The organism is Azospirillum sp. INR13 (assembly GCF_015390205.1).
Lineage (GTDB): Bacteria > Pseudomonadota > Alphaproteobacteria > Azospirillales > Azospirillaceae > Azospirillum.
This window is the reverse complement of the sequence record NZ_VUOI01000043.1, coordinates 1-23,047: the sequence shown is the minus strand read 5'-3', so window position 1 is coordinate 23,047 and position 23,047 is coordinate 1. Positions and strand designations below refer to the sequence as shown.

General features: G+C 67.9%; 20 protein-coding genes and 3 pseudogenes. 9 read left to right on the top strand and 14 right to left on the bottom strand.

Annotated elements, in window-relative coordinates:
• Positions 1-43 precede the first annotated feature (43 nt).
• The 6 genes and pseudogenes from F1643_RS20080 (at position 44) to F1643_RS20055 (ending at position 5,359) form a co-directional block, all read left to right on the top strand.
• Positions 44-334 (top strand): type II toxin-antitoxin system RelE/ParE family toxin, encoded by a 291-nt coding sequence (locus F1643_RS20080; protein WP_194915032.1) that lies wholly within the window; start codon positions 44-46, stop codon positions 332-334.
• A 27-nt stretch (positions 335-361) separates the two neighbouring features.
• A complete protein-coding gene (locus F1643_RS20075; protein WP_194915031.1) occupies positions 362-646 on the top strand; it encodes an addiction module antidote protein in 285 nt (94 codons plus the stop codon).
• Positions 647-700: 54 nt separating this feature from the next.
• Positions 701-1,704 (top strand): annotated as a pseudogene (dusA, locus tag F1643_RS20070) (tRNA dihydrouridine(20/20a) synthase DusA).
• Positions 1,705-1,889: 185 nt separating this feature from the next.
• Positions 1,890-3,310, top strand: a pseudogene (gene thrC / locus F1643_RS20065) (threonine synthase).
• Positions 3,307-4,566: a pitrilysin family protein gene (locus F1643_RS20060; RefSeq protein ID WP_194915030.1), complete on the top strand. Its 1,260-nt coding sequence runs from the start codon at positions 3,307-3,309 to the stop codon at positions 4,564-4,566. The pseudogene thrC and the gene F1643_RS20060 overlap by 4 nt, the downstream one beginning before the upstream one ends.
• A 202-nt stretch (positions 4,567-4,768) precedes the next feature.
• On the top strand, positions 4,769-5,359 hold the full coding sequence (locus F1643_RS20055; RefSeq protein ID WP_194915028.1) for a GNAT family N-acetyltransferase: 591 nt from the start codon (positions 4,769-4,771) through the stop codon (positions 5,357-5,359).
• A 195-nt stretch (positions 5,360-5,554) separates the two neighbouring features.
• On the opposite strand, the gene F1643_RS20050 is transcribed toward F1643_RS20055, so the two are convergent.
• From F1643_RS20050 to F1643_RS20025, 6 genes are all read right to left on the bottom strand, one after another.
• On the bottom strand, positions 5,555-6,949 hold the full coding sequence (locus F1643_RS20050; RefSeq protein ID WP_194915026.1) for a peptidoglycan -binding protein: 1,395 nt from the start codon (positions 6,947-6,949) through the stop codon (positions 5,555-5,557).
• A gap of 36 nt (positions 6,950-6,985) precedes the next feature.
• A complete protein-coding gene (locus tag F1643_RS20045) occupies positions 6,986-8,179 on the bottom strand; it encodes a flagellar motor protein MotA (protein ID WP_194915024.1) in 1,194 nt (397 codons plus the stop codon).
• Positions 8,180-8,239: 60 nt separating this feature from the next.
• On the bottom strand, positions 8,240-9,007 hold the full coding sequence (locus F1643_RS20040; RefSeq protein ID WP_194915023.1) for an OmpA family protein: 768 nt from the start codon (positions 9,005-9,007) through the stop codon (positions 8,240-8,242).
• 67 nt (positions 9,008-9,074) lie between these two features.
• Positions 9,075-9,929: an inositol monophosphatase family protein gene (locus F1643_RS20035; RefSeq protein ID WP_194915022.1), complete on the bottom strand. Its 855-nt coding sequence runs from the start codon at positions 9,927-9,929 to the stop codon at positions 9,075-9,077.
• A gap of 97 nt (positions 9,930-10,026) precedes the next feature.
• On the bottom strand, positions 10,027-10,593 hold the full coding sequence (gene efp / locus F1643_RS20030) for an elongation factor P (protein ID WP_194915021.1): 567 nt from the start codon (positions 10,591-10,593) through the stop codon (positions 10,027-10,029).
• A complete protein-coding gene (locus F1643_RS20025; protein WP_194915020.1) occupies positions 10,590-10,838 on the bottom strand; it encodes a hypothetical protein in 249 nt (82 codons plus the stop codon). The genes efp and F1643_RS20025 overlap by 4 nt, the downstream gene beginning before the upstream one ends.
• Before the next feature lie 147 nt (positions 10,839-10,985).
• Between F1643_RS20025 and epmA the strand changes: the two genes are divergently transcribed.
• A complete protein-coding gene (gene epmA, locus F1643_RS20020; protein ID WP_194915019.1) occupies positions 10,986-12,050 on the top strand; it encodes an EF-P lysine aminoacylase EpmA in 1,065 nt (354 codons plus the stop codon).
• A gap of 167 nt (positions 12,051-12,217) precedes the next feature.
• Here the strand turns inward: epmA and F1643_RS20015 are convergent, their stop codons facing one another.
• The 6 genes and pseudogenes from F1643_RS20015 to F1643_RS19990 all read right to left on the bottom strand — a co-directional run bounded on the left by F1643_RS20015 (position 12,218) and on the right by F1643_RS19990 (position 17,233).
• Entirely contained in the window at positions 12,218-13,543 is a 1,326-nt protein-coding gene (locus F1643_RS20015) for an OmpP1/FadL family transporter (RefSeq protein WP_255543102.1), read from the bottom strand.
• Between the two features lie 259 nt (positions 13,544-13,802).
• Positions 13,803-14,609 (bottom strand): TSUP family transporter, encoded by an 807-nt coding sequence (locus tag F1643_RS20010; RefSeq protein WP_194915017.1) that lies wholly within the window; start codon positions 14,607-14,609, stop codon positions 13,803-13,805.
• Between the two features lie 31 nt (positions 14,610-14,640).
• On the bottom strand, positions 14,641-15,318 hold the full coding sequence (gene thiE / locus F1643_RS20005; protein ID WP_194915016.1) for a thiamine phosphate synthase: 678 nt from the start codon (positions 15,316-15,318) through the stop codon (positions 14,641-14,643).
• 3 nt (positions 15,319-15,321) lie between these two features.
• Positions 15,322-16,250, bottom strand: a pseudogene (locus F1643_RS20000) (class I fructose-bisphosphate aldolase).
• 165 nt (positions 16,251-16,415) lie between these two features.
• A complete protein-coding gene (locus tag F1643_RS19995) occupies positions 16,416-16,661 on the bottom strand; it encodes a hypothetical protein (RefSeq protein ID WP_194915015.1) in 246 nt (81 codons plus the stop codon).
• Between the two features lie 110 nt (positions 16,662-16,771).
• Complete coding sequence (locus F1643_RS19990) at positions 16,772-17,233, bottom strand: hypothetical protein (protein ID WP_194915014.1); 462 nt, start codon at positions 17,231-17,233, stop codon at positions 16,772-16,774.
• A 235-nt stretch (positions 17,234-17,468) separates the two neighbouring features.
• On the opposite strand from F1643_RS19990, the gene F1643_RS19985 reads away from it, so the two are divergent.
• Both F1643_RS19985 and F1643_RS19980 read left to right on the top strand, forming a co-directional pair.
• Positions 17,469-17,813 carry a type II toxin-antitoxin system HicB family antitoxin gene (locus F1643_RS19985; protein WP_194915013.1) on the top strand — a complete coding sequence of 115 codons (345 nt, stop codon included), beginning with the start codon at positions 17,469-17,471 and terminating at the stop codon, positions 17,811-17,813.
• A gap of 171 nt (positions 17,814-17,984) precedes the next feature.
• Positions 17,985-19,673, top strand: a complete 1,689-nt coding sequence (locus tag F1643_RS19980; protein WP_194915011.1) for a methyl-accepting chemotaxis protein — start codon at positions 17,985-17,987, stop codon at positions 19,671-19,673.
• Positions 19,674-19,743: 70 nt separating this feature from the next.
• Here F1643_RS19980 and gap read toward each other — a convergent pair whose 3' ends face one another.
• Together gap and tkt are read right to left on the bottom strand one after the other, a co-directional pair.
• Positions 19,744-20,751, bottom strand: coding sequence for a type I glyceraldehyde-3-phosphate dehydrogenase (gene gap, locus F1643_RS19975; RefSeq protein ID WP_194915009.1), 1,008 nt, complete (start codon positions 20,749-20,751; stop codon positions 19,744-19,746).
• 73 nt (positions 20,752-20,824) lie between these two features.
• Positions 20,825-22,816 (bottom strand): transketolase, encoded by a 1,992-nt coding sequence (tkt, locus tag F1643_RS19970; RefSeq protein WP_194915007.1) that lies wholly within the window; start codon positions 22,814-22,816, stop codon positions 20,825-20,827.
• Positions 22,817-23,047: the final 231 nt, after the last annotated feature.

Below are 23,047 nucleotides of genomic sequence, written 5' to 3'. Positions count from 1 at the left end.
GCTGGTGGCTTGACAAACTGTCTCCCAAAGAAGACATTCTCCGATGATCGAGATCCGCCAGACCGACCGCTTTTCCGCTTGGATAGAGAACTTGCGGGACGACCGGGCTCGCATGCGGATTGAAGTGCGCATTCGTCGCCTTCAACTCGGCAATCCTGGTGACACGAAACCGGTGGGCGAGGGCGTAAGCGAACTGCGCATCGACTATGGCCCCGGTTACCGTGTTTATTTCATCCAGCGTGGCGACACGCTGATCGTGCTGCTGGCCGGGGGAGACAAGCGGCCCCAGGACCGCGATATCGCTGCTGCAAACGCGCTGGCGCGGGATCTTTAGGCGCGCAGCCCGATAAAGGAGGGGAGCATGGCCCAAACCGAGACCCGCCCCTGGGACATCGTCGAAAGTCTGGACAGCGACGAGCGTATTGCGGCCTATCTGGACGCGGTGCTGGAGGACGGCGATCCCCAGTTGATCGTCGCGGCGCTCGGCGACATCGCCCGCGCCAAAGGGATGACGGAGGTCGCGCGCAATGCCGGCCTCGGCCGTCAAAGCCTCTACAAGGCCCTGTCGCCGGACGGCAATCCGGAATTTGCCACCGTCCTGAAGGTCATCAAGTCCCTCGGCTTCCGCCTGACCGTCAGCCCTTAGCGTCGTATCTTCCGTCTTCGACCTTCCGTTCCTCTGCACCGGCCCGCACCCGACATGACCACGTCCCCCGCCATCCCCCTCAGCGTCGCCCCGATGATGGACTGGACCGACCGGCATTGCCGGTACTTCCACCGTCTGCTGTCGCGCTCGACCCTGCTCTATACCGAGATGGTGACCACCGGCGCCGTGCTGCATGGTGACCGCGAGCGGCTGCTGGGCTTCGATGCGGCGGAACATCCGGTGGCGCTCCAACTCGGCGGGTCGGACCCGGCGGACCTTGCCGCCTGTGCCCGCATCGCGGAGGAGTGGGGCTATGACGAGGTCAACCTCAACGTCGGCTGCCCGAGCGACCGCGTGCAGTCCGGCCGCTTCGGTGCCTGTTTGATGGCGGAACCCGATCTGGTGGCCCGGCTGGTCGGGGCCATGCGCGACGCGGTATCGATCCCGGTGACCGTCAAGTCGCGCATCGCCATCGACGAGATGGAGGAATGGCCGACGCTGGACCATTTCATCCGCACCGTCTCCGCCGCCGGCTGCACCCACTTCATCGTCCATGCCCGCAAGGCCTGGCTGAAGGGCCTCAGCCCCAAGGAGAACCGGGACATTCCGCCGCTGCGCTACGACCTCGTCCACCGGCTGAAGGCGGAGTATCCGCAACTGACCATCGCCATCAACGGCGGCATCAGGACGCTGGACGAGGCGAAGACCATCTGGGCAAGGTCGACAGCGTGATGATCGGCCGCGCGGCCTACGAGACGCCCTATCTGCTGGCCGATGCCGACCGCCGCCTGATGGGCGGACAGCCCGGTCCCGACCGCCACGCGGTGATCGACGCCATGCTGCCCTACATCGAGGCGCGCATGACGCGCGGGACGCCGCTCTCCTCCATCACCCGTCACATGCTGGGTCTGTTCCAGGGGCTGCCCGGCGCTCGCGCCTACCGCCGCCACATCGCCGAGAACGCTCACCGCCCCGGCGCCGGTCCGGAGGTTCTGGAACGCGCCGCCTCCCTGGTGCGCCGACGCGGAGCCGACGTGGACGTGGAGGAGGCCGCGTGAGAGGCGCCGGCCCGGATGGAACAGTGAACACCCCCCGGAAAACTGTTCCACGGCGTTCCAAACGTTCCATCCATAGCCACCCGGCGGCCCCAACCGGACGGAATATGCGCCGTGCGTCCCGCACCGCTTGCGTGCGGGCAGGGTCCTCGCTAACTATGCCCACTTCATCGGACGGAGTGTAAGCGGTGCGGTACGTCAGCACGCGGGGCGCGGCCCCGGTCTTGGGTTTCGAAGACGTCCTTCTTGCCGGGCTGGCGCGCGACGGCGGCCTCTATGTGCCGGAGACCTGGCCGCAGTTCACGGCCGACGACATCCGCGCCATGCGCGGACTGCCCTACAGCGAGATCGCCGTCCGCGTGATGCTGCCCTTCCTGGGCGGCGCCATCGCCGAGGACGAGTTCCGCGCCATCGTCCGCGACGCCTATGCCAGCTTCGACCATGCCGCGGTGACCCGCTGGTGCAGGTCGACCCGACCACCTGGGTGCTGGAGCTGTTCCACGGGCCGACGCTGGCCTTCAAGGACGTGGCTCTGCAGCTGCTCGGCCGCCTGTTCGACCATGTGCTGGCCAAGCGCGGGCAGCGGGTGACCATCGTCGGCGCCACCTCCGGCGACACCGGCTCCGCCGCCATCGAGGCCTGCCGCGACCGCCAGAACGTCGACATCTTCATCCTGCATCCCAAGGGCCGCACGTCCGAGGTGCAGCGCCGGCAGATGACCAGCGTGCTGTCGTCCAACGTCCACAACATCGCGCTGGACGGCACCTTCGACGACTGCCAGGACCTCGTGAAGGCGATGTTCAACGACGGCGCCTTCCGCGACCGGATGGGGCTGTCGGCGGTGAACTCGATCAACTGGGCGCGCATCATGGCCCAGATCGTCTATTACTTCACCGCCGCGGTGGCGCTGGGCGCCCCCGACCGCAAGCTCGCCTTCACCGTGCCGACCGGCAATTTCGGCAACGTCTATGCCGCCTACGGTGCCCGCGCCATGGGGCTGCCGGTGGAGACGCTGGTGGTCGGTTCCAACAGCAACGACATCCTGGCGCGCTTTTTCGCCAGTGGGAGCATGGTCGCGGCGCCCGTCGTGCCTACCTTGTCTCCCAGCATGGACATCCAGATCTCTTCCAACTTCGAACGGTTGCTGTTCGACCTGCTCGACCGCGACGGCACCGCGGTCACGGAGGCGCTGAACCGCTTCCGCGCCGAGGGCAAGTTCGCGGTGACCGACGCGCAGCTCGCCCGTGCTCTGGACATTTTCTCCGGCCACCGGGTGGACGAGGCCGCCACCATGGCGACCATTGCCGATGTCTGGAAGGGCAGCCTCTATCTGCTCGACCCGCACACGGCGGTCGGCATCGGGGCGGCCAAGGCGGCGGTATCCGCTGGCCGAGTCGATCCGTCCGTTCCCATGGTGGTTCTCGCCACCGCCCATCCCGCCAAGTTCCCCGACGCGGTGGAAAAGGCGACCGGCCGCCGGCCGGACCTGCCGCCGCGTCTGTCCGATCTTTATGTGCGCGAGGAGCGCCTGTCCGAACTGCCGAACGATCTGGCGGCGGTCCAGGACTTCGTCATCGCGCGCGCCCGCGCCGCCCAGGAGGCCGCATGAGTTCCATTCGTGTGACGACGTTGCCCAACGGGCTTCGCGTCGCGACCGACACCATGCCCGACGTGCAGTCCGTTTCGCTCGGCTGCTGGGTCGGGGTTGGCACCCGCAACGAGGCGGCGAGCGTCAACGGCGTCGCCCACCTCGTCGAGCATATGCTGTTCAAGGGCACCCGCCGCCGTTCGGCTTTCCGCATCTCCGAGGAGATCGAGAATGTCGGCGGGCAGCTGAACGCCTACACCACCCGCGAGCAGACCGCCTACTACGCCAAGGTCCTGCACGAGGATGCGCCGCTGGCGCTCGACATCCTGTCCGACATGATCCAGCACTCCACGCTGGACGCCGAGGAGCTGGTGCGCGAGCGCACGGTGGTTCTGCAGGAGATCGGGCAGAGCGCCGACACGCCCGACGACATCATCTTCGACCATTTCCAGTCCACCGCCTATCCGGGGCAGGCCATCGGCCGTCCGGTGCTGGGCTCGGCGGAGATCGTCGGCGCCCTGCCGCGCGAGGCGCTGGTCGATTACATCGCCGGCCATTACGGCGCCCCCGGCATGGTGCTGAGCGCCGCCGGCCGGATCGAGCATGACCGCATGGTCGATCTCGCGTTCAAGGCATTCGGCGACCTGCCGGGCGGCGCCCCGCCCAAGCCGGAGCCCGCCAGCTATACCGGCGGCGACTTCCGCGAGGACCGCGACCTGGAGCAGATGCACCTCGTGCTCGGCTTCGACGGGGTAGGGGTCCACGATCCCGACTTCTATGCCCACTCGGTGCTGTCGACCCTGCTGGGCGGCGGCATGTCGTCCCGCCTGTTCCAGGAGGTGCGGGAGAAGCGCGGGCTGGTCTATTCCATCTACACCTTCACCGGCGGCTACCATGACGGTGGCCTGTTCGGCGTCTATGCCGGCACCGGCGAGGACGAGGTGGCGGAACTGATCCCAGTCGTCTGCGACGAGATCGCCAAGGTCGGTGCCGACGTCACAGAGGACGAGGTCGCCCGCGCCCGCGCCCAGTTGAAGGCCGGGACATTGATGGCGCTGGAAAGCTCCATGTCGCGTTGCGAGCAGCTGGGTCAGCAGATCCTGATTTACGACCGCCCGGTTCCGGTGGACGAGATCGTGGCGAAGATCGACGGCGTCGACCGCGATGCCGTGGTCAAGGCCGCCAGCCGACTGCGCGTCGGCCGGCCGACCGTCGCCGCCCTCGGCCCGATCGCCAAGCTGGAAAGCTACGACCGCATCGCGGAGCGTCTCGCCTGACGATGAAGACGGTGGCCGCGCCCTCTCTCCTCTCGCGCTTTTCCCCCTCTCCCCCTCGGGGAGAGGGTCGGGGTGAGGGGGATGCATCGCGTGGACCGTCCGGCCGGCGGATCCCCCTCACCCTAACCCTCTCCCCCCTACCACAAGCTGAGATTGCAGTAGGGGGGAGAGGGGACAGAATGGTGGGAGAGGGGCCGCACTCATGATCCGCCTCCTTGGCAGCGGCCTCATCAGCCCGCCCGCGGTCCGGCTCGACGGTCCGCATTGCTACATCCGGCCACCGCTCCCACGCGACTGGCGGGAATGGGCGGACCTCCGCGCCGCCTCGCGCGACTTCCTTACCCCGTGGGAACCCACCTGGCCGGCCGACGCCCTGACGCGGGCGGCATTCAGCCGGCGGCTGCGGCGGCAGGCCCAGGAATGGCGGGACGATCTCGGCTACAGCTTCCTGATCTTCGACCGGGGAACCGATGCCCTGGTCGGTGGGCTCGGCCTGACCAACATCCGGCGCGGCGTGGCCCAGATGGGCACGCTCGGCTATTGGGCCGGCCAGCCCTACGCCCGCAACGGCTATGTGTCGGGCGGCACCCGGCTGGTCCTGGAGTTTGCCTTCGGCCAACTCGGCCTGCACCGGGTCGAGGCCGCCTGCCTGCCGACGAACCTGCCGAGCCGCGGCCTGCTGGAAAAGGTAGGCTTCAGCCACGAAGGCTATGCCCGCGGCTATCTGCGCATCGACGGCGCCTGGCGCGACCATGTCCTCTACGCCATCCTGCGCGAGGAATGGAAGGGCTGACCCCTCCGGTCCCAGGGCAATCGCATATGAAGATCGTGCTCCCTACCAAGGAAACCCGTCATCCCCGCGAAGGCGGGGATCCAGGCTCTTCCACCGGATTCGCTCTGCGAAGTCTGGATCCCCGCCTTCGCGGGGATGACGAAAGTCCTTTCAATGGAACATGGTTTTCAAATGCGATTGCCCTGCGGTCGGTCCTTACCGCTGGTCCAGCTTGATCTCGATCCGGCGGTTCTTCGCCAGCGCCTCGTCCGAGGTGCCGGGGTCGATGGGCTGGAACTCGCCGAAGGCTGCAGCGGCGAGCCGTTCCGCCGGGATGCCCTGGTCAACCAGGAACTTGACCACGGACAGGGCGCGCGCCGACGACAGCTCCCAATTTGAGGCGAACTGGAAGCGCACCGGCTTGATGTCGGTGTGACCGTCCACGCGCAGGACCCAGTTGATGTCGGACGGAATCGCCTTGCCGATCTCGATCAGGGTGCGGGCAAGATCGGCCAGCCGCTGCTTGCCGGCTTCCTCCAGGGTCGCCGAGCCCGACGGGAACAGCAGTTCCGACTGGAAGACGAAGCGGTCGCCGACGATCCGCACGTCGGGCCGGCTGCCCAGCGCCTCGCGGACCCGGCCGAAGAACTCCGAGCGGTAGCGGGCGAGATCCTGCACCTTGGCGGCGAGCGCCTGGTTGAGCCGGGCGCCCAGCTCCGCGATCTGCACCTTCTGCTCGGCCGAGGCCTTCTCCGATACCTCCAGCGCCGCCCCGATCCGGGCCAGCTGTTCGCGGAGCGCCAGAAGCTGCTGGTTCAGCAGGTCGATCTGCTGCTTGCTCCGCGTGCCCTCGGCCTGCTCGCCGGTCAGTGAGGCCATCAGGTCGCGGATGCGGATGTCGCGCTGCTCCAGATCCTTCTGGGCCTGGGTCCGGCTGTCGGTCAGCTGCGATTCGAGCGACTTCAGACGGATATCACGCTGATCGATCTCCTTCTGCGCCAGCATCGTCTTCTCGGCGGCGGAGGCCAGTTCCGACTCCAGCGCCTTCGCCCGGTCGCGGGTGGTGCCGAGTTCCGCCAGCAGGACTTGACGCTGCTGTTCTGTCAGCTTGGTCGCAGCCACGGCGGCGGCCAGTTCGCCCTCCAGCTTCTGCCGGGCATCGCGCAGGGCCTTGATGTCGGCCTGCAGGCTGAGGATTTCCTTCAGCTTCAGGTCCAGCGCCTCGCGGTCGACGCGGACGTTGCGCTGCAGTTCCTCCAGCGTGCGGGCGGTGCGGTCGCGGTCCTCCTGCAGCTGGCTCAGCGACAGCGTCATGTCGTCGCGTGCGGCGACGGAGGTCTGCAACTCGGTCGACAGCTGGGTGATGTTGACGCGGAGATCGGCGTTCGCCTCCCGCTCCATCGCCAGCAGGTCGTTCATCTCCGCGATCTTGCGGTTGAGGACGGTCAGCTGCTCGTCACGGCCGGTCAGCGCGGTGGCGAGGTAGAACTGGGTGACGATGAAGACCATCAGCAGGAAGATGACGACCATCACCAGGGACGACAGGGCGTCGACCCAGCCGGGCCAGGCGCTGGCGTCGCGATGGCCGTTGCGGCGGCTGATGCTGGCCATGGATGCTCCCGGCGTTTGCCTTGGGTGTTCTGGGTGTCAGCGCTGCTGCTGGTCGGCTTCTTCGGCCAAGGCGGCGATGGTGCGGGCCAGCAGCTTGATCTCGCTGCGGATCTCCTGCACCGCCTGGACTCGGCCGTTCGAGGATTCCTCGACGATACGGGCGAGATAGATGTCCATGTTGCGCAGATGCTGCCGCGACGCGTCGTCGAAGCCGCCGCCGGCGGATTCCGCCAGCCGGTCGAGCAGGCTCCTCACCTCCAGCTGGTTCTCGCCCAGCCGCAGGAGAAGCTGCTGTTCGGCCCGCATATGGTCGGTGAGGCTCGACAGACGCTCGGTCAGCGCCATCAGGTTGGCATTGGCGGCGCGCCGGCCTTCCTCGGCGGTGGCGACGGTGCGCTGGAGGGAGTCGAGGTTCTCCGCGGTCTGCTCCAGCAGGGCGGTCAGGTAGGCGGAGGCGGCATGATCGCCCGACTCGAGTCCGCCCGCCGCACCGCTCGACAGCCGGGTGGCGCTGGACAGCCAGTCCTCCAGATCCTGGAAGAAGCGGTTGTGTGCCTGGCTGGCCTGGAGTTCGAGGAAGCCCAGCACCAGCGACCCGGCGAGGCCGAACAGCGAGGAGGAGAAGGCAGTTCCCATGCCGACCAGCGGCGCTTCCAGCCCCTGCTGCAGGTGGGAGAACATGGTGCCGACGTCTCCGCCCTGCACCGACAGGCTGCCGATGACGCCGCCCACCGACTGCACCGTGTGCAGCAGGCCCCAGAAGGTTCCGAGAAGGCCGAGGAAGATCAGCAGCCCGATCAGGTAGCGCGACAGCTCCCGCGATTCGTCCAGGCGTGAGGCGATGCCGTCCAGCAGCGAGCGCATCGACAGCGCCGACAGGGTCAGCCGGCCGCGCCGCTCGCCCAGCATGCGGGCCATCGGGGCCAGCAGCACCGGCTCCTGCAGCGAGGCGGGGGCGACGCCGCTCTGATACTGCTCCAGCCACGCCACTTCGGGGCGCAGCATCAGGACCTGACGGAAGATGAAGGCGATGCCGGCCAGCAGCGTGGCCAGGATGACGCCGTTCAACGGCGCGTTGTTCAGGAAGGCTGCGCGCAAGGCCGGGAACAGCAGTCCGCACACGGCACCGACCACCACCAGGAACAGGATCATCCGGGTCAGGAACCGCTCCGGGCGTGTCATGAGGGAGGATACCTCCAGCGGTCGGGTCGTCGGGGTGGTGGCGGTCATGATGCTCCGAAGGGGTGTTCCGATCAGACCTCGCCCAGGGATGGGCCCACGGGTGGAGCGCTACTCGTTCAAGAAGACAACATCGATCCGGTCCGGCGCTCCGCCCGCCTCGTCGAGTCCTAGTGCGCGGACATCGACCCGGCTGCTGCGGATGCCGAAGGCGGTCAGCCGCTCCCGCAGGGCCAGCGCCCGGGCGAGCGAGCGCTGCCGGGCTTCCCGCGCCGTGTCCGCGGTGCCGCTGGCGTAGGAGCGCAGCTGCAGACGGGCGGTGTCGCTGGCGCGCAGCCGTTCGACGATCCGGTCGACCGTGGCGTCCGCGGTATCCGGCAGATTGGTGGCGTCGGCCGCGAACACAAGGCTCAAAACGCTCGAAGGTGGCAGGCTCGCCGCAGGGGGTGCCGCTTCCGGGGGAGGGGGCAATGCCGCGGTGTCGGTCCGCGGAGACGCCGGTTCGGTTCCGGGCGTCGGCTCGGGGGCTGCCTGCGTCGGCGCGGTGGCGACAGCCGGATCGGACGGCGGAACGGGGCGGGAAGCGGGCGGCTGGGCCGGGCCTTCGGTCATCTCCGGCGGGGGAGGTGCTTCGAGCGGCTGCGGCAGGACGAGGCGCGGCGGCGCCTTTACGGCCGGCGGGGTGCGCAGGCTGGGGCGCGGCGGCACGGACAGCGGAACCGCGTTTTCCAGCGTCAGCCCGGCGGCGAGCTGTGCGTTCGCCGGAGCCGCAGTCGCCGGAGCTGCGGCCGACAGGGCAGCAGGGTGCAGCGCCCAGGCCGCGAACAGCGCGGCGGCGACGGCACGGTGTTTGCGGTCGGCGTGTCCCCAGCGGCCCAAAACGATGCGTCCCGTTAAACCCTTGTCTTGCAAACCATAGCCTATCGATCGCACCAGCGACAACCGCTCATCCGTCCCGCCCTGGTGCGGGGCAGGGCGGACGGGCCGGTGCGGGCGACGGGCTCAGCCCTTGGCGGACTTCAGCAGGCGGGGCGACCGGGACCTGGAGGTGGCTGTTGGCGGCCAGCACGTTGCCGGTGAACACCGGGTTGCGGCCACCCTCGATCTCGCCGACGAAGCCGCCGGCCTCGGTGACCATCAGCACGCCGGCCGCACAATCCCACGGAGCCAGCCCGCGCTCCCAATAGGCGTCGAATCGGCCGGCGGCGGTGTAGGCGAGGTCGAGCGAGGCGGCGCCGAAGCGGCGAATGCCCGCGACCTCCTTCATCACCGCCTCCTGTTCCTTCAGGAAGGCGGCATGGTCGCCGCGGCCCTTGAAGGGAATGCCGGTGGCCAGAACGCAGTCTTCCAGCCGGCGGCGTTCGGAAACGCGCAGGCGGGTGTGGTTGACGAAGGCGCCGGCACCCTTCTCGGCCCAGAACAGCTGGTCGCCGATGGGGGCGTAGATGACGCCGGCGACGATCTCGCCGTTGCGCTCGGCGGCGATGGAGATCGCCCAGTGCGGCAGGCCGTGCAGGAAGTTGGTGGTGCCGTCGAGCGGATCGACGATCCAGCGCGCCTCGGCGTCGCTGCCCTTGGACGCGCCGCTCTCCTCCATCAGGAAGCCGAATTCGGGCCGCGCCTTCTGCAGTTCCTCGCGCAGGGTGCGTTCGGCCTTCAGGTCGGCGGCGGACACGAAGTCGGCCGGCCCCTTGCGCGACACCTGGAGGTGTTCGACCTCGCCGAAGTCGCGGACGAGACCGCGGGCGGCCTTTTCGGCGGCGCGGACCATGACGTTGATGAGAGCGGAGCGGGTGGCCATGGGTGTTGGTGTACCGTTTTGTGCAGGAACCAGAAAACAATACACCGGCCTCCGCGCATGGCGAAGACCGGTGATGGCAGGACGGACCTTGGAAGGATCAGTCCTTCGCGCGCTCGACGTATTCGCCGGTGGCGGTGTCGACGACGACGCGGGTCCCGGCCTCGATGTGCGGCGGAACCAGGATCGACACGCCGTTCTCCAGCTTGGCCGGCTTGTAGGAGGACGAGGCCGTCTGGCCCTTCACCACCGGGTCGGATTCGGTGATCTTCAGCGTGACCTTGCCGGGGATCTCGACGCCCAGCGGCGAGCCTTCGTGGCTTTGCACCGTGACTTCCATGCCGTCCTGAAGGAAGACGGCCGGCTCGCCGATGATGTCGCGCGGGATGGCGACCTGCTCGAAGCTTTCCTTGTCCATGAAGGTGAAGCTGTCACCTTCGGCGAAGAGGAAGGTCATCTCATGCTCGTCCAGGCGAGCGCGCTCAACGGTCTCCTGGGTGCGGAACCGCTCGATCGACTTGTTGCCGGTGCGAACGTCCTTCATTTCCAGCTGGATGAAGGCGCCGCCCTTGCCAGGCTGCACGATGGCGGTTTTGGTGATGACCCAGAGCTTACCGTTGTGCTCCAGCACATGGCCGGGGCGCATCGTGTTGGCATTGACCTTCATGGCGTACTCGTGAATTCCAGAATCAGGGCGGCGCGGACCCTACCAGCTTGACCGCCCATAGGCAACGGCGCGGAACGGTAATGGCGCGCGATCCAGGCGATTGACGGACGATTCTTCGGCGAATCGGCGCAGCCAGTTTGGAATTGCTCCAGCAATGCGACGTTTGAAACGGTTTTGCGGCCCTTGTTCACTGTTCCATTCCCCGCGATCGCCACCACCGGCCGTTGATCGGTGGAGTTTACCACGGCGCGTCAGCCGGCGGTAAGCGGGGGCGGCAAAACCGCGAACCGGGAGCAGGGGGCTGTGACCAATGGCGAGCCGGCTTGAGTACGCCGCCCGTGGGTGCTCTGATGCGCCCGCACCCCTTTCGACTTTGCAGAAGAGCGCGCCGCATGCCCGCCCACCGATCCCCCGAGCTTCCTCCCTGGCATCCCGAGGCGCTGGCCCGGCGCCGGCCCTATCTGGCGGCGCGCGGCCGGGTGCTGAACGCCGTCCGCCGCGTGTTCGAGGAACTTGCCTTCGTCGAGGTGGACACGCCCGCCCTGCAGGTGTCGCCGGGGATGGAGCCGCATCTCCAGGCCTTCGCCACCGAACTGCAAGGCCCCCATCCGGACGACCGCCGGCCGCTCTACCTGCACACCAGCCCTGAATTCGCCATGAAGAAGCTGCTGGTCGCGGGCGTGCCGCGGCTGTGGCAACTGGCGCATGTCTACCGCAACGGCGAACGGTCGGGCACCCACGCACCGGAATTCTCGATGCTGGAATGGTATCGCGCGGGCGACGGCTACCGCACCCTGATCGAGGATTGCCGGGAGTTGCTGCGTGCCGGGGCGGACGCCGGCGGGCGGCGGTGCTTCACGTTCCGCGGCATGAGCTGCGATCCGTTCGCGCCGTGGCGAGTGCTGACCGTGCCGGATGCGTTTCGGGAGTATGCCGGCATCGACCTGATGGCGACCTATGACGGCAGCCACGATCCCGACCCGGCGGCACTGGCGGCGGAGGCCGCGCGCATCGGCATCGCGCCCCATCGCGGCGACCGCTGGGAGGACATCGTCTTCCGCATCATGTTCGACCGGATCGAGCCGCATCTGGGCGATGGCGTGCCCTGCGTGCTGACCGACTATCCGCTGTGCATGGCGGCGCTGTCGCGGCCGAAGCCCGAGGACCCGCGGCTGGCGGAACGGTTCGAGCTGTATGCCTGCGGCCTGGAACTGGCGAACGCCTTCGGCGAGTTGACCGATCCGGCGATACAGCGCGCCCGCTTCGAGGCCGACATGACACTGAAGGAGCGGCTCTATGGCGAGCGCTTCCCGGTGGATGAGGATTTCCTCGCCGCGCTGGAGCATGGCATGCCGCAGAGCAGCGGTATCGCCATGGGCTTCGACCGGCTGGCGATGCTGTGCAGCGGGGCCGAGAGCATCGAACAGGTGCTGTGGCTGCCGGTGGCGGGGGTGTAGGGGGGAGACCGCTCCCTCTCCCGTCCCGGGAGAGGGAAGGGGCCCAAGCGGAGCTTGGGAAGGGTGAGGGGTGATCCGAGCATCGAAAATCCATGTCCGGATCACCCCTCACCCTCCCGCCTTCGGCGGGTCCCTCCCTCTCCCGGGGCGGGAGAGGGTAGGATTGCTCAGAACGTGAACTTCGCCTGCAGGCCGATCAGGTCGATGCCGTTCTTGTACTCCGCGGTCAGATTGCCGCGGCCGGCCTCGGCACCGGTCAGGTCGTCGGTCAGGTTGACCGAGGCCTTCGGCACGAAGACGTGGGAGTAGGCGGCGTCGACGCGCAGGCTGTCGGTCACCTGATAGCCGGCGCCGACAGACAGCCAGTAGCGGTTCTGCTCCGGAATGCGCGGCGTGCGGAATTCGACATCGACCGCACTCTTGTCGAAGGCGACGCCGCCGCGCAGCGTCAGCTTGTCGGTCACCTTGTAGGAGGTGCCCAGCGCATAGTACCAAGTGTCCTTCCAGTGCTCTTCCGTGACGGAGGTGAGCGCCGGGTTGGCGATGTTGACGCGCAGTTCCTTGAAGCGCGACCAGTTGGTCCATTGGACGTCGGCCATTACCGCCCAGCGGTCGTTCACCTCGTGGTACAGGCCGATTGAGGCGATCTCCGGCGTGATCAGGTCGGCGTTGGCGCTCTGGGAGGGTAGGGCGCCCGCCAGCGCCGGCGGCAATCCGGTGAAGGAAATGTTGCCGGTCAGCGTGTGCTTGACCGCTGACCGGTAGCCGATACCGATCCGCGTGCCCTTCATCGGTTCGATCAAGGCGCCCAGCGAGACACCCCAGCCCCAGTCGTCGCCGGTCACGTCGCTCTTGACGTCCAGCGCGCCCGGACGGCCCAGCCGGCTGGCGCCGAAGTCGGATGACTGCGACAGCTTGGCCTTGGCGTACTGGATCTGCACGCCGCCGCCGATGGTGATCATCGGGTTGATCCGGTACGAGACCGTCGGCACGAAATTGTAGGTGCGCAGGTCCGACCGGATGCCGTGATAGCGGCCGATCCAGCTGTCGCCGTAATCGGTGACGAGGCCCCAGGGGCCGTTGGCCGACAGGCCGACCTTCAGGTCGTCGTTGATCGAATAGACGAAATAGCCGGCGGGGACGATGGCGTCCTGCGCGATGTCGCCGGGCGAGGCGTTGCCGCCGATCGCGGTGCCGCCCAGCCGCCCGGCGCGGGTGGCGCTGGCGCTTTCGACCTTCGACTTCACGATGACGCCGGTGGCGGTCTGCACCGCCTCGATCCCCGTGACCAGACCCATGGTCGCCGGATTGTAATACATGGAGCTGGCGTCGCCGTTGCCGCCGGCGGTCACGCCGGCAAAGGCGGTGCCCTGGCCCGATACGCTCTGCTCCTTCAACGCGAAACCGGCGGCGAACGACGTGGAGGCGGTCGCGATCGGTGCGGTCACCGCAAGGGCGGCAGCGGCGGTCATCAGGCGTGTCTTGAGCGTCATCGGAGACATGGTTCCTTCCCTAAATTGTGTTGTTGACGCAATGATACACAAACTGACGCTTACGTAAAGGGTCGCCCACCACTTTTTGTTGGCCGCACAAGCAGTGTTGCGGCCCTGCATCGGTTTCGGAAGTCGGAAAAGGGAAATAGCCGCAAGGCGGCACCACCGGCGGAAGCGCAGGCTCCGGCCGTGGCGCCGTCAGGCGGCGGAATTATCCAGTGATTTCAGTGGAGAAAAAGTGCCGGCGAAGCCCGGCGCGTCAGGCGACCCAGGCGACCGCGGCGGCGAAGATCTCGCGCAGGATGTTGTGCTCGTCGCTCCACACCAGCTTGGCGGTGATGACGATGGAGGCGACGACCAGCATCGGACGGACGACTCGGGCGCCGTTGCGGATCACCATGTGGGCGCCGAGCTGGGCGCCGATATACTGGCCGACGCCCATCAGCAACCCGATTGTCCACAGCACATGGCCGCCGACGATGAAGAACAGCAGCGAGGCCACGTTGCTGGTCAGGTTCAGCACCTTGGTGTGGGCGGTCGCCTTGCGCAGGTTGTGGCCCAGCAGCGAGACGAAGGCGATGGCGAAGAAGGTACCGGTCCCCGGCCCGAAGAAACCGTCGTAGAAGCCGATGCCGGTGCCGATGCTGAGCGCGAAGGCATGCTCGCCGATGCGCTGGTGGGCGTCGACGTCGCCGGCCTTGGGCGAGACCAGCAGATAGACGGCGATGCCGATCAGCAGGATCGGGATGACGTCGCGCAGGAAGCTGGGATCGAGCATCTGCACCAGCGTTGCGCCGGCGCCGGCGCCGACGAAGGTGCAGACGATCATCATGCGCATCGAGGCGGGGTTGACCTCGCCGCGGCGGACGAACTTGATGGTGGCCGAGAGAGATCCGAAGCTGGATTGCAGCTTGCCGGTGGCCAGTGCCTCGGCGGGTGACAGGCCGGCGGCCAGCAGGGCGGGGATGGTCAGCAGGCCGCCGCCGCCGGCGATGGAATCGACGAAGCCGGCCAGCAGGCCGATGGCGAACAGGATGCCCAGCGACTCGGGCGTCAGAAGATCCATGATTTTGGGGAAGTCCAGGTAATCTGCCGGTTCAGCCGGCGAGTGCGGCCCCAGTGGAGGCCTCAATGGCGGCGTTCAGCGCCCGGACTCCGGCGCCCGGACCCTGGGGATGGTTCCAGACGGCGTTGACGACGGCCAGGAAATCGGCGCCGGCCGTGACCAGCGGCGCGCAATTCTTGGCGGTGATGCCGCCGATCGCCACGCAGGGGACCTCCATCAGCTCCGACCACCAGCTCAGCAGCTCCGGCTCCGCCTTGTACTCGGCCGTCTTGGTGGCGGTGGGGAAGAAGGCGCCGAAGGCGACGTAGTCGGCCCCCTCCTCGCCGGCGATCATGGCGAGATGGCGGCTGTCATGGCAGGTGACGCCGACGATGGCGTCGTTGCCCATAATCTTGCGGGCGTCGCGATAGGGAGTGTCCTGCTGCCCGACATGGACGCCGTCGCAGCCGGTCTCCCGCGCAAGGCGCGGATGGTCGTTGAGGATGAAGGCGACGTCACGCTCCTGCGCGATCGGGCGCAGCAGGTCGCAGGCGCGACGGATGTCGTCCTCGGAACAGTCCTTGAGGCGCAGCTGCACGCAAGCGACGTCGCCGGCATCCAGCGCTTCCCGCAGAAGCGGCGCGAACGCCGCCGGCTCCAGGGCCGGCGGCGTCACGAGGTACAGACGGCAGGCGGGAAGTTCCGCCTGCGCCGGCTTTCCCTTGGCCAAGTGTTACTCCCGGCCCTGGTAGATCTTCATGATCCGGTCGAGCAGCTTGAGGCATCCTCGCGCGGGCGCTGGAAGGCATTGCGGCCGATGATCGAGCCGTTGCCGCCGCCGTCACGGATGGCGCGGGCGTCCTCGAACACCGCGTCCTCGCCCTTGGTGGCGCCGCCGGAGAAGACCACGATGCGGCGACCGTTGAAGGTGCACTGCATGATGTGCTTCACCCGCTCCGCCTGGGTGGCGATCGGGATGTTCTTGGACTCGTAGATCTTCTTGGCTTCGGCCTGCTCCAGCGTGGCCGAGGGCAGCTTCACCTTGATGATGTGGGCGCCCAGCAGAGCGGCCATGTGGGCGGCATAGCCGATCACGTCGATGGCCAGCTCGCCGTCCTTGGTGACGGCGCCGCCGCGCGGGTAGGACCACAGGACGGTGGCGAGGCCGTAGGACTTCGCCTCCTTCGACAGCTCGCGGAACTCCTCGTACTGGGAGTACATGGCGTCGGAGCCGGGATAAATCGTGAAGCCGATGGCCGAGCAGCCGAGGCGCAGGGCGTCCTGGACCGAGGCGGTGACGGCCTGGTCGGCGGCTTCCTTCTGGGTGGACAGCGAGTTGGCGCTGTTCATCTTCAAGATCAGCGGGATCGAGCCGGCGAATGTGCCGGCGCCGGCTTCCAGCGAGCCCAGGGGGGCGGCATAGGCGTTGCAGCCGGCGTCGATGGCCAGCTGGTAGTGGTAGTGCGGGTCATAGCCGGCATCGTTCGGGCCGAAGCTGCGGGCGGGCCCGTGCTCGAAGCCCTGGTCGACCGGCAGGATCACCAGCTTGCCGGTGCCGCCGAGCTTGCCTTCCATCAGGATGCGGGCGAGGTTCGCCTTGGTGCCGGGATTGTCGCTCTCGTAGTTGGCGAGAATGTCTTTGACGCGGCGCGTGAGCTTCATTGTGGCTCTTCCCTGGGGCATTCTTGGAATGGCGCCGTACTTAGCCCGTATTTGGCCGTTTTGCAACGGCGGGAGGGGCATAAAGCGGCCATTTGCCACGTCTGAACGGCCTAGGGCCTGTGGATGGGCCAAGTCCGCAGGGCGGGCGCGGCACCCACAAAGGGGTTAGGGCAGAAGGGTGTGCAGTGCGATGTACAACCCATAGCCGGCGCCGCCCAGCACCGCCCAGGCGCCCGTCGTCAACCCGATCCAGACCGCCAGCAGGCGGATGCCGCGCATCTTCTCCGGCCCGGCGCCGGGACCGGTGGCCCCCAGTCCGCTCCGGTCCGCCGGCCGGCCGCTTACGGCGTGCCCCGGACGGCGAGGTTGCGCGATCGTCGAGTCCGGCGTGGTCAGCGAGGTGATGCTCATGGGCGGCTCTTCCGGCATCGGAGGGAGGGTGTCGTGTCACAAAAATATCCTTAGGCGACGGTACACCACCTTTGCGCGGCGAGGCTGTGCGAAAAAGCGGTAGTCCCGCCCTAACCTTGGTCGCGTTTCAGCCAGTCGCGGCATAGGGCCTCCAGCGCGGCCGCGCAGTGCCGGCTCCGACCTTCGGCGAGGGGCCGGGCGGCGGGGGACCGGGCGGCGAGGTCGAGGGCGGGCGGACGGTGGGTCAGCAGCGCCGCGCCGCGGGCGGCGGCGATAGCGGCGAGCCGATCCGCCATCTCGGGTCGGCCGGTGAACAGGACCAGCCGCAGCCCGGCCGCCAATGCCCCTTGCGCCTCGCCGGCGCGGTCGCCGCAATCGAGCAGGCCGGCGACCTCCAGCCCCGGGTGCGCCTTGCGGACCCGCTCCACCACCCCGCGCAGCCACAGGGCGCCGGCCGCCGGCGGACCCATCAGCACGAGGGGCGTCCCGGCCGAGTCGGCTGCGCCGGCGGCCAGCAAGGCGTCGTCCAGGCCGCGAATCAGGATGGGGCGGAAGGGCGGAGGGACGGTCATCGGCATGTCGCGGCAGCTGGGAAGGGCGGCGCACTTTACCCGCGGCCAACAGTGGCCGGAACGGGCGAATCGGAGATCCGGCGGGTCGTGATCCAGCGGTTGTGAGAATTGAGGCAGGTCAAACCCTATGATCGCGGTCCGGAGTATGGTCGGTCATATCGGACCCAATCTCTGGGGACAGGGTGCCAGCGCGCCGGGTCCGTTTCATGGGAATCGATCCCCCGGGAATGCCGCGATGATGGAATACAAGGGTTACAAGGCCCAGATCGACTTCGACAACGACGCGGGCGTCTTCGTCGGCGAGGTCATCAACACCCACGACGGCATCACCTTTTCCGGCCGGTCTGTGGACGAACTGCGCGAGTCCTTCCGCCGTGCGGTGGACGATTATCTCGACCTGTCCTGCGATATGGGCGGCGATGGGGAGCAGCCCTTTTCCGGCCGTCTCTCCATCCGCATCAATCCCATCCTGCATCGGGCCATTGCCGACTGCGCCGCGCACGAGGGCAAGAGCCTTTCCGCCTGGATCGCCGAATGCCTGGGGCGGGCGGCCGGAGTGGCGAAGGTGAAGGCGGGCTGAAAATTCGCAAAATGCGATGCCGATTGCCTGCGCCGGTCCGGCCGCTTGGCATTTGGCATTCGGGCTGCGGGCGGGGACTGCGCGCATGCGTTGAGATGCATTGGCATGTTCCTCTTGCTCGACTGGCATTGCACTTGCTCATATCCCCCCAAAGGATAAAGGGGGATTCCGATGAGCGGACTGAAACTCACCCTGCGGGCGAAGCTGTGGGCGCTGGTCGGGCTGGCCGGCGCCATATGCATCGCGCTCGCCGCCTCGGCATTGTGGCTGAACCAGCGCAGCACGCTGGAGGACCGCAAGGAGACGCTGCGCTCCGTCGTGCAGACCGCCCATGGGCTCGCCGCCGGCTACGACGCCGAGGTGAAGGCCGGACGCCTGACCCGCGAACAGGCGTTCGAGCGGTTCAAGGCGAACATCAATACGATGTTCTACAACGGCAAGGACTATATCTTCGTCCTCGGCACCGCTTACCAGGCAGTCATCCACCCGGTCCGCCCCGACGTGATCGGCAAGGACCAGCGCGACATGAAGGATGCCAACGGCGTCTTCTTCTCCCGCGAGATGGTCGACACCGCCCGCAACAAGGGCGAGGGGTTCGTCGGCTACAGCTATCCCAAGGCCGGCGGCGACCAGCCGCTGCCAAAGCTCAGCTACGTCAAGATGTTCGAGCCGTGGCAGGTGATCATCGGCACCGGCGTCTACATCGACGACCTGGACGCCCGTTTCATGCGCAGCCTGTGGACCATGGCGGCCATCGTCGGCGGGCTGGCCCTGCCGGTGGTGGCGCTGATCGCGCTGGTCGGCAACTCCATCAGCCGGCGCATCCGCCGACTGTCCGACAGCATGCGCAGCCTCGCCGACGGCAACCTGTCGGCCGCCGTTCCCGAGACCGGCAGCCGCGACGAACTGGGCGACATGGGCCGCGCCGTGGAGGTGTTCAAGCTGAACGCCGAGGCGAGCCGGCGCCTGGAGGCCGAACAGGCCGAGGCCGCCCGCCGGGCCGAGGAGGACAAGCGGCAGGCGATGGACCGGCTGGCCGCCCGATTCGAAGGAACGGTCGGTGGCATGATCCGCTCGGTTTCCACCACCACCGACGCGCTGGGGCAGAAGGTGCGGGCGATGTCGCACGCGGCCGAGCAGACCAGCCAACTCGCCGGGCTGGTGGCCAGCGCCAGCGACGGCACAGCCGCCAACGTGCAGACCGTGGCCGCGGCGTCGGAACAGCTGTCCAGCTCCATCGTCGAGATCGGCCGGCAGGTGTCGGAGGCGAGCCGCGTCGCCAACGAGGCCGTCGGCATGGCGCAGGAGGCGACCGGCCGCATCGGCAGCCTTGCGGAAGCGGTGGAGCGGATCGGCACCGTGGTCGGGCTGATCAACTCCATCGCCGGCCAGACCAATCTGCTGGCGCTCAACGCCACCATCGAGGCGGCGCGGGCCGGCGAGGCGGGGAAGGGCTTCGCCGTCGTCGCCAGCGAGGTGAAGGCGCTGGCCAACCAGACGGCGAAGGCGACCGACGAGATCGGCGGCCAGATGAGCGGCATCCAGTCGGTGACCGGTCTGGCGGTGACGGAGATCCAGAAGGTGTCCGCCGTCATCGAGCGGCTGAGCGCCATCGCCACGACGATTTCCGCGGCGGTGGACCAGCAGAACGCCGCCACCGCGGAGATCTCCCGCTCGGTCCAGCAAGCCGCGGCCGGAACGGGGGAGGTGTCGTCGAGCATCTCCGGCGTCACCGCCGAATCGGACGAGAGCGGCCGCACCGCCCGCGAGCTGGTGGAGGCGCTGGGCAAGCTGTCCGACGAGGCCGCCGGGCTGAACGCCCAGGTCGGGACCTTCCTGGCGACGGTTCGGGCGGCGTAACAGCCGTATTCTCGCAACAAAAAAGGGCGCCTCCCTTGCGGAAGGCGCCCTTTTCTTGGTCCGGCGAGGCTTACTTGGCGTTCGCCATGGCGACGGCGGTGTCGCTCATGCGGTTGGAGAAGCCCCACTCGTTGTCGTACCAGGTCATGATGCGGACGAAGTTGCCGTCGATGACCTTGGTCTCGTTCAGCGCGAAGATCGAGCTGTGCGGGTCGTGGTTGAAGTCGGTCGAAACCAGATCTTCCGTGTAGGCGCCCAGCACGCCCTTCAGCGGGCCGTTGGCGGCGTCGCTGATCGCCGTGGTGATCTCCTCGACCGAGGTGGTGCGGCCGGCGGTGAACTTGAAGTCGACGACCGACACGTTCGGGGTCGGAACGCGCATGGCGGTGCCGTCCAGCTTGCCCTTCAGTTCCGGCAGAACCTTGCCGACGGCCTTGGCCGCACCGGTGGAGGTCGGGATCATGTTCAGGGCCGCGGCGCGGGCGCGGTGCAGGTCCTTGTGGTTGGTGTCGACGATCCGCTGGTCACCCGTGTAGGAGTGGATCGTCGTCATGAAGCCCTTCTCGATGCCCACCAGGTTGTGGAGGACATGCGCGACCGGCGCCAGGCAGTTGGTGGTGCAGGAGGCGTTGGAGACGATTCGGTGCTCGGCGGTCAGCTTGTCGTGGTTGACGCCGTAGACGACGGTGATGTCCTCGTCGGTGGCCGGAGCGGAGATCAGCACCTTCTCGGCGCCGGCTTCCAGATGCTTGGCGGCATCGGCGCGCTTGGTGAAGATGCCCGAGCATTCCATGGCGATCTGGACGCCCAGATCCTTCCACGGCAGCTTGGCCGGGTCACGCTCCTGCACGACCTTGATGGAGTGGCCGTTGACGATCAGGACACCGTCGCCGGTTTCGATGGTGCCGGGGAAGCGGCCGTGGACGCTGTCGTACTTCAGCAGGTGCGCGTTGGCCTTCAGATCGGCCAGGTCGTTGATCGCCACGACCTCCACGTCCTTGCGGCCGCTCTCGTAGATGGCGCGCAGAACCAGACGGCCGATGCGGCCAAAACCGTTGATCGCTACCCGTACAGCCATGACTTCCTCCAGTTGGATATGGGGCGCCCGAATTCGGCTGGACGCCCCTTCGGCTTCTCTCAGAGACGCGCCCTTAGAGGCGCGCCTTAACGGCGTCCACGACCGCTTCGGCGGTGATGCCGAAGTGCTTGTACAGTTCCTGGTAGGGCGCCGATTCGCCGAAGCCGGCCATGCCGACGAAGGCGCCGTTCGCGCCCAGCCAGCGGTCCCAGCCCAGACGGATCGCCGCCTCGACGCCGACGCGCACGCCGGTGCCGAGCACCGATGCCTTGTACGCATCGTCCTGACGCTCGAACAGTTCCCAACTCGGCATAGACACAACGGCGGTGCCGATGCCCTGGGCCTGCAGGGCCTTGCGGGCCTCCATCGCCAGCGACACTTCCGAACCGGTGGCGAGGATCGTCGCCTTGCGCTCGCCCTCGGCCTCGGCCAGGACATAGGCGCCGCGGGCCGACAGGTTGTCGGCGGTGTGCTCGGTGCGCAGGGTGGGCACGTTCTGGCGGGTCAGCGCCAGGACCGACGGGGCGCCGGTGGCCTCCAGCGCGATCTGCCAGCACTCGGCGGTCTCGACCGCGTCGGCCGGGCGGAGGACCAGCAGGTTCGGGATGGCGCGCAGCGCCGCCAGATGTTCCACCGGCTGGTGGGTCGGGCCGTCTTCGCCGAGACCGATCGAGTCGTGGGTCATCACGAAGATGGTGCGCTGCTTCATCAGCGCGGCCAGACGGATCGACGGGCGGCAGTAGTCGGCGAACTGCATGAAGGTGCCGCCGTAGGGGATGACGCCGCCGTGCAGCGTCATGCCGTTCATCAGCGTCGCCATGCCGTGCTCACGCACGCCGTAGCGGACGTAGCGGCCGGCGAACTCGCCCTTGCCCTTCACGTCGGCGGTGTTCTTGACCTTGGTGTTGTTCGACGGGGTCAGGTCGGCGGAACCGCCGATCATCTCCGGGATGGCCGGGACCAGAACCTCCAGCGTGTTGCCGGACGCGACGCGGGTCGCCCAGCTCGGCTTTTCGGCGCTGACCTTCTCCTTGAAGGCGACGATGGCGTCGGTCAGGGCGGAGGGAACGCCGCGGCCGAAGGCCTCGTCGAACGCCTTGCCGGCACCCTCGGTCAGGCCGGCGCGGCGGCCGGCCCAGGCGGCGTAGGCGTCGGTGCTGCGGGTGCCCGCGGCGCGCCAGGCGGCCAGCACCTCGTCGGGAATGACGAAGGCCTCATGGGTCCAGCCGATGGCCTCGCGGGTCGCGGCGACCTCGTCGGCGCCCAGCGGCGAGCCGTGGCAGCCGTGGGTGTTGGCCTTGTTCGGCGCGCCCTTGCCGATGATGGTGCGGCAGGCGATCAGCGTCGGCTTGTCGGTGGAGGTCCGGGCCTGGGCGATGGCCTTCGTCACCGCGTCGGTGTCGTGGCCGTCGACGGCGATGGTGTTCCAGCCGTAGGAGCGGAAGCGCGCCTGGGTATCGTCGGTGAAGCTGAGATCGGTCGAGCCGTCGATGGAGATGTGGTTGTCGTCCCACAGCACGATCAGGCGGTTCAGCCCGAGATGGCCGGCCAGCGAGCAGGCCTCGTGGCTGACGCCCTCCATCAGGTCGCCGTCCGAGGCGATGACGTAGGTGTAGTGGTCGATCAGCTCGTCGCCGAAGCGGGCGTTGGTGATCCGCTCCGCCAGCGCCATGCCGACCGCGGTGGAGACGCCCTGGCCCAGCGGACCGGTGGTCATCTCGATGCCCAGGCTGGGATCGACTTCCGGGTGGCCGGGGGTCAGGCTGCCCAGCTGGCGGAAGTTCTTGATCTCGTCGATGGTCATCCGCTCGTAGCCGGTCAGGTAGGCCAGCGAGTAGATCAGCATCGAACCGTGGCCGGCCGACAGCACGAAGCGGTCGCGGTCGGGCCAGGACGGGTTCTTCGGATCGAACTTCAGGAACTGGTGAAACAGGACCGTGGCGACGTCGGCCATGCCCATCGGCATGCCGGGGTGGCCGGACTTCGCGGCCTCGACCGCGTCCATGGAGAGCGCGCGGATCGCGCTGGCCATCGTGAGGGAGGGCTGGGCGGAGGCAGCGGACATCTGGCGTTTCCTGCGGAATCGGGCGCGGTGCGGCGTCGGCAACGATGGTTGCGCGGTCGCCGGATGAGGCGCCGCGAAACGGCGCACCATGCAGAACCGCCGTCCGCAGGTCAATGGAATGGGGTAGGAAACGGTATATGGCAGAGGCCCCTCTTCCGTGTGGGAAGCAGGGCAAGGCTCCCTCTCCCGGGCCGGAGAGGGAATCCTCCCGCCCTCTGCGCCTTCCGTCAC